Raw genomic sequence first — 6,559 nt, 5'->3', positions numbered from 1 at the left:
CGCCTCTCTCCTCAATATGTAAACAGAAGCCGTATGCTTGGAAAAGCCTGCTTTAGATTCTGGCCGTTGAACCGTGTTGGAATTCCCAAAAGCGGTTTGACTGACTAAAAGTGAATTGTTGTTGATTTTTGAAATAATAAATAATAGAATAGATTTATGACTGAACAGTACGAAAATAATAATGAAGATGAAATTTCTTTGATTGATTTGTTTGCGGTTCTTATCCGCTATAGAAAACTTATTGTTATAGGAACACTTTCTGTTGCGCTTGCCGCTTTTGCATGGCTTTTTGTCCTGCCGAAATTTGTTCCTTCGCTGAATAAAAAAACGCTTACAGTTTCTTACGCGCTAAAAACGGAACGATTGCCTGCCAGCGTTTTTAATGCAACAGGATATGATGTTCTTAAATCTGCCGTTGATTATATGCAAGATCCTGCTGTAATTTCTGAGTGCCAAAAAGATTTTCATATTTTTGAAAACGTAGAGCAAGCAGTAAATGGAGGAAATTTTTCTGTCCAGTCGTCTAATGCTTCTGACCGAATTACATTGCTTTGCAAAATTCCTGCTGAAAAAGAAAATGAATTAAATGATTTTATTTTGGAACTCTTAAAAAGCACTAACTCTTACATAGAAGATTCTGCTATGCAAAGAATTAATTCGTTGGAAGAAAATGCTGATAAAATTATTGAACAATATGGAAATTTGAGTCTGCCAGTTGTTTGGAGAGAAAAAAATGAAAAGTCGGAAATAAAAACTATTTCTGTGTCTGTAAATTGTCTTGAAATTTCATCAGATATAAAAACATTTAAAGCCAGCCATGAAAAATTTGTTTCAGAACCTATTCTTCTTTCTTCTGTAGTAGATTCAGGAAGAAGGGCAATTAAATTTATAGTTGCAACTTTTGCCGCGTTCTTTATTTTTGTCTTTACTGCATTCCTTTTAAATGCAATTGAAAATATTAAAAATGATGAAAGCGCAGTTTCCTTAATAAAAAAAGCGTGGGACGAAGGAAAATAAATTTTACAGGTGTTTCTTTTGGATTTTAAAAGCAACATAAAAAAATCAAGGATTGAGAAATGAAAGGTATTATTTTAGCAGGCGGTTCTGGAACTAGACTTTATCCAATCACAAAAGCAGTTTCAAAGCAGATTCTTCCGTTGTATGATAAGCCGATGGTTTATTATCCGTTAAGCTGTCTTATGCTTGCGGGAATAAAAGAAGTTCTTGTAATTTCAACTCCAAGGGATTTGCCTTTATTTAAAGAACTTTTTGGAGATGGAAATTGGCTTGGAATGAAATTTGAATATAAAGTTCAGGAAAAACCGCGCGGACTTGCTGACGCTTTTATTATTGGAAAAGATTTTATTGCGGATGACAGCGTTGCATTGGTTCTTGGCGACAACATTTTTTACGGTCAGTCTTTCACTTCAACTTTAAAGCGCGCAAAAGAAACTGTTGAGTCTGGAAAGGGCAGTGTGATTTTCGGCTATTATGTAAAAGAACCTTCAGCTTATGGAGTTGTTGAATTTGATAAATCTGGAAAAGTTTTAGGAATTGAAGAAAAACCTTCAGCTCCAAAATCAAACTATGCAGTTCCGGGACTTTACTTTTATTCAAATGATGTTGTAAAAATTGCCGCTGATGTAAAGCCTTCTGTCCGCGGAGAAATTGAAATAACTTCTGTGAATAACGAATTCCTTTCAAGAGGACAGCTTTCTGTTGAGCTTCTTGGCCGCGGAATGGCTTGGCTTGATACAGGAACTTACGACGGGCTTTTGGAAGCAAGTAATTTTATTGCAACAATTCAAAAACGCCAGGGAATGTATGTAAGCTGCATTGAAGAAATTGCATTCCGCAATGGCTGGATTTCAAAAGAAGAACTCTTGTCTCTTGCTTCGGGCTACAAAACTGAATACGGCCGTTATCTTGAATATATTGCAGGAGCAAACTGATGTTCGATTTTAAAAAATGCTTTGCTTCTGATGGAACAGAATTTTCAGGACTTTATGAAATTCAGCCGAAAGTTTTTGGTGACAGCCGCGGATATTTCTTGGAAACTTACAGTGAAAAAGATTTTTTCGAAGCCGGACTAAAAATGAAATTTGTTCAGGACAATCAGTCATCTTCTTCAAAAGGCGTTTTGCGCGGACTGCATTTTCAGACAAAGCATCCTCAGGGAAAACTTGTGCGTTCTTTGCATGGAAAAGTTTTTGATGTTGCCGTGGATTTGCGCAAAGGTTCTGCTGCATTTGGAAAATACTACGGAGTTGTTCTTGACAGTGAAAAACAGAATCAGTTTTACATTCCAGAAGGCTTTGCCCACGGATTTTATGTAATTTCTGATTCGGCGGTTTTTGCTTATAAATGCACGGACTTTTATCATCCAGAAGATGAAGGCGGCTTGATGTGGAATGATTCTTCAATTGGAATCGACTGGAAATCTGTTGGAGCTGAACAGATTCCGCTTTTAAGTGAAAAAGACAAGAAGCATCCGTCATTCTCTTTTGATGCGGATTATTTTGATTTAAATGGAAAATGGCAGGGAAAATAAAATGCGCAAACTAAAAAATATTCTTGTAACTGGCGGAGCTGGCTTTATTGGCTCGAATTTTATTCACTATTTATTTGGACTTTCTTCAGCGAATGGAAATCTTTTTAACGATGCAGATTTTAGCGGAAACGTTGTAAATGTTGACTGCCTTACTTATGCCGGAAATCTTGAGTCTTTAAAGGATGTTGAGGAAAAATTTGGCGGAAAGCGTTACTTCTTTGAAAAAGTGGATATTTGCAATCGCCCGGAAATTGAGCGGATTTTAAAGCAGTACGACATAGACACAATTATTCATTTTGCCGCGGAAAGCCACGTTGATCGTTCTATCTTGGGACCTGAAACTTTTATAAAAACAAATGTGATGGGAACTTTTACGCTTTTGGATGCTGCCCGCAATTTTTGGAAAAAGCCGGATGGAACATTCAGAGACGATGTTCTTTTTCATCATATTTCAACTGATGAAGTTTACGGTTCACTTGGTGAAACTGGATATTTTACAGAAACGACTCCTTATGATCCTCGCTCTCCGTATTCTTCTAGCAAGGCAAGTTCTGACCATATTGCAATGGCGTATTTCCATACTTATGGATTGCCGCTTACTTTAAGCAACTGCACAAACAATTACGGCCCATATCAGTTTCCGGAAAAACTTCTGCCCCTTATGATTAGCAATATCCGTGATGGAAAATCTCTTCCTGTTTATGGCAAGGGAGACAATATCCGCGACTGGATTTACGTTGAAGACCACAACCGCGCGGTTTGGCTTATTGTAAACAAAGGGCGGACTGGGCAGAAATATAATATTGGCGGAGAAAATGAATGGCAGAATATAAAGCTTCTTCATAAAGTGATTGAGCTTGCCGCTAAAAAACTCGGAAAGCCAGTTTCTGAAATTGAAAAAACAATCACTTATGTAAAAGACCGTCCGGGACATGACAAGCGTTACGCTATTGACTGCACTAAAATAAAAACTGAGCTTGGCTGGCAACGCAAAATGACATTTGAGGAAGGCTTGAATGCGACTGTTGACTGGTATCTAAAAAATACAGAGTGGGTTGACCATATTCTTAGCGGTGAATATACAAAATGGATAGACGCTAACTACAAGTCAAGATAAAGTGAAAAGAAAAGCCTCGTGAAGACGAGGCTTTTTTATACTTAAAAATATTGTTTATTGCCTTTTTACAAACTGTATAAAGTCCAAGTTCATTCCGACATCTCCGGTTTTTTGCTCTGAATTTGCCTGAATTGTAATTAGAATTGTGCGCGGTTCGTCAATTGTAAAATAAATTGGCGCTCTAGTTGTAAGTTCCCATGTTCCTAGCGGTGGATTGCTTGGATAAACACGGAAAGGAGTGTTGTCAATATAAACATAAAATGCGCTGTGGTCGGAGTCTGTGGCCTTTTCTTTTATAAGGCATTCGTATGTTCCGGCAGGAAATTTTACCTTTAGCTTAGCTGTTGCCGCCTCATCAAGAAGCCGTGCCGCAAATTGTCCGCTTGCATCTTTGTCCTGGACAACAAGAAAGTGATGAAGCAACATTGATTCAACTTCATATTTTATTCCGATTCCAGAATATTCAATAACAGGAAGTTCTGTTAACATTGGCGGCGGAGTCTGTTTGTCTTCAACTTTCAGGAATTCCGAATTCTTAGGAGAAGTTGCGCAAGAAAAAAATGCCAGCGTGCATACTGCCGTTAAAATAGTAAAAACTGTTTTCGATAAAATTGTTCTCATTTTTTTATTATAACATAAGAACTTTGCATTTGCAAATATCAATCTTGATTGGAACTTTTAAATCTTTGGGACTCTTGGTTTTGCCATGTTTTTCAGCATGTTTTGCAAAAGCTCGTGTGCTGTTTCTGCATCCACTTCTTTTGAAGGCTCGTGGTATTCAACAAGATTTGTAGGAATTTCGTCAAGAAAACGGCTTGGCTCGCATTCAACTGTGGATGTCATTTTTCTTCTGTGAGAGCAAGATGAAATTAAAAGCCTGTCTCTTGCTCTTGTAACTGCAACATAAAAAAGCCGCCTCTCTTCTTCGACTGCCGCATCTCCGCCTTCTTCTACAGCGTGTGCATGAGGCATAAGTCCTTCTTCCGCTCCTGCAATAAACACAACTGGAAATTCCAAGCCTTTGCTTGCGTGGATTGTCATTAAATTCACTTTTCCTTTGTCCTGCTCATCGTCCATGTCGTCTCGCGAAATCAAAGTGATTCTATTTAAATATGCGTAAAGGCTTGTGTCGTCATAATTTGGATTGTTTTCCCATTGCTCCATGCTTTTTATTAAACTTTCGATGTTCATGTATTTAAATCTTGCGGATTTTTCACTCTTGGGATTTTCTGAAATCAAGTAGTCAAAATAATTTATTTCATCTACTAAAGCGCGCACTTTTTTTGCAAGCCCTTTTCCGGAAAGCATGCTTTTAGAATTTTCTATTATATTTGAAAAGGCTTCAAGATCAGCTTTTGTTTTTTCACTTACAGGACATTCCTCTTCCGAAGATGACAAGATTGCCTGAATGGATTCCCATAAAGAAAAATTCATTGTTGAAGCGACTTTGTTTATTGATTCAATTGCAGCTTTTCCGATTCCACGCCGCGGTGTGTTTATTATGCGCAAAAGATTTATGTCGTCATCATGGTTTGCAATTACACGCAAATAGCTGATTACATCTTTTATTTCCTTTCGCTCAAAAAAACTTGTGCCTCCGCTCATTGTGTATGGAATGTTATTTTCAAGAAATGCTTCTTCGATTGCGCGGCTCTGTGTGTTTGCCCTGATTAAAACTCCAAAGTCGTCATAGTTGCGTTTTTCGTCTACGCTGATTCCAAGAATTCCTTCTGCAATAAAATCAGCTTCTGCAGCTTCGTTTTCTGGTGAGTAAAGCTCGATTGGTTTTCCGTTTCCGTTTCCGCTCCAAAGTTCCTTGTCTTTTCGGTTTGTGTTGTGCTTTATGACTCCGTTTGCGGCTGCTAAAATTGTGCCGGTTGAGCGGTAGTTTTGCTCAAGCCGTATTTCAGTAACATCAGGAAAATCTTTTTCAAAGTTGACTATATTTTGAAAATCTGCGCCTCGCCAGCTGTAAATGCTTTGGTCATCATCTCCAACGACAGCGATATTTTTGTTTGCAAGAAGATGCATCATTTCGTACTGCTGATGGCTTGTGTCCTGAAATTCGTCAACCATTATGTAGCGGAATCTGTTTCTGTATGATTCCAAGACTTCCGGGTTTTCCTTAAAAAGTTTTATCGGAAGCACAATCAAGTCGTCAAAATCAACTGAATTAAAAAGCTTAAGACCGGACTGGTATTCTTCGTAAAGGCTTCTGTACATATCGCTTTCGGAATTCCAGTTTTTACGTCCGGTTTTTATATCGCTGAACAATGTGCTTATTTTGTAAAGATCCATTGCATCCGCTGAAAATTTCAGTTCACGCCCGCTTTCTTTTATTAGTGCTTTCTTGTCTGTTTCGTCATAGATTGAAAAATTTTCCCGGTAACCAAGTTTTGTTATTTCCTGCCTTAAAATGCGAACTCCGAATGCATGAAAAGTGCTGACTGTAAGATTGTTTAGTTTTTTTCCGGTAAGCTCTTTTATGCGTTCTTCCATTTCCTTTGCGGCTTTGTTTGTAAAAGTGAGCGCGAGAATCTGGCTTTGTGGAATTCCTTTTTCAAGCATATTGGCGATTCTGTAAGTGATTACGCGTGTCTTTCCAGAGCCTGCGCCTGCAATTATTAAAATCGGTCCTTCAATTGTAGACACAGCTTTGTATTGCTCCGGATTGAGCTTGTCCTTTAAATCGTTTTCAAGAGACATTTTTATTCCTTTTTTTAACTAGCCTTAATTTTGAGTTTTGATAAGAACAGTAATTTAACTGTCATTCTCGTGCTACGACACTGCGATGTTTACGCAGTAAATTCGGTCAGGAATCTGTTGGAAATTTTCAATAGATTATCAACCGAGTTTCTTTCAGAAACATCGCAGGGTCAAGCCCGATAATG

General features: G+C 38.0%; 6 protein-coding genes. 4 read left to right on the top strand and 2 right to left on the bottom strand.

Annotated features, from left to right (window positions below; translation table 11 throughout):
• The first annotated feature begins 156 nt into the window (after positions 1–156).
• Genes B4C08_RS06395 through rfbB form a run of 4 tightly spaced genes read left to right on the top strand, consistent with a single transcriptional unit; the run spans position 157 to position 3,668 of the window.
• Complete coding sequence (locus B4C08_RS06395) at positions 157–1,017, top strand: hypothetical protein (RefSeq protein ID WP_296664062.1); 861 nt, start codon at positions 157–159, stop codon at positions 1,015–1,017.
• Positions 1,018–1,076: 59 nt separating this feature from the next.
• Positions 1,077–1,952 carry a glucose-1-phosphate thymidylyltransferase RfbA gene (gene rfbA, locus B4C08_RS06390; RefSeq protein ID WP_296664061.1) on the top strand — a complete coding sequence of 292 codons (876 nt, stop codon included), beginning with the start codon at positions 1,077–1,079 and terminating at the stop codon, positions 1,950–1,952.
• Positions 1,952–2,551 carry a dTDP-4-dehydrorhamnose 3,5-epimerase gene (rfbC, locus tag B4C08_RS06385; protein ID WP_296664060.1) on the top strand — a complete coding sequence of 200 codons (600 nt, stop codon included), beginning with the start codon at positions 1,952–1,954 and terminating at the stop codon, positions 2,549–2,551. The genes rfbA and rfbC overlap by 1 nt, the downstream gene beginning before the upstream one ends.
• A 1-nt stretch (position 2,552) precedes the next feature.
• A complete protein-coding gene (gene rfbB, locus B4C08_RS06380; protein WP_296664064.1) occupies positions 2,553–3,668 on the top strand; it encodes a dTDP-glucose 4,6-dehydratase in 1,116 nt (371 codons plus the stop codon).
• Between the two features lie 54 nt (positions 3,669–3,722).
• On the opposite strand, the gene B4C08_RS06375 is transcribed toward rfbB, so the two are convergent.
• Together B4C08_RS06375 and B4C08_RS06370 are read right to left on the bottom strand one after the other, a co-directional pair.
• The gene (locus B4C08_RS06375) at positions 3,723–4,289 is read right to left on the bottom strand and encodes a hypothetical protein (RefSeq protein ID WP_294012026.1); all 567 of its coding nucleotides are present in this window, start codon (positions 4,287–4,289) and stop codon (positions 3,723–3,725) included.
• A gap of 57 nt (positions 4,290–4,346) precedes the next feature.
• Positions 4,347–6,374, bottom strand: coding sequence for an ATP-dependent helicase (locus tag B4C08_RS06370; RefSeq protein ID WP_296664059.1), 2,028 nt, complete (start codon positions 6,372–6,374; stop codon positions 4,347–4,349).
• Positions 6,375–6,559 lie beyond the last annotated feature (185 nt).

It is taken from the genome of Treponema sp. UBA753, assembly GCF_002297325.1.
GTDB lineage: Bacteria > Spirochaetota > Spirochaetia > Treponematales > Treponemataceae > Treponema_D.
This window is presented reverse-complemented; position numbering and strand designations above follow the sequence as displayed.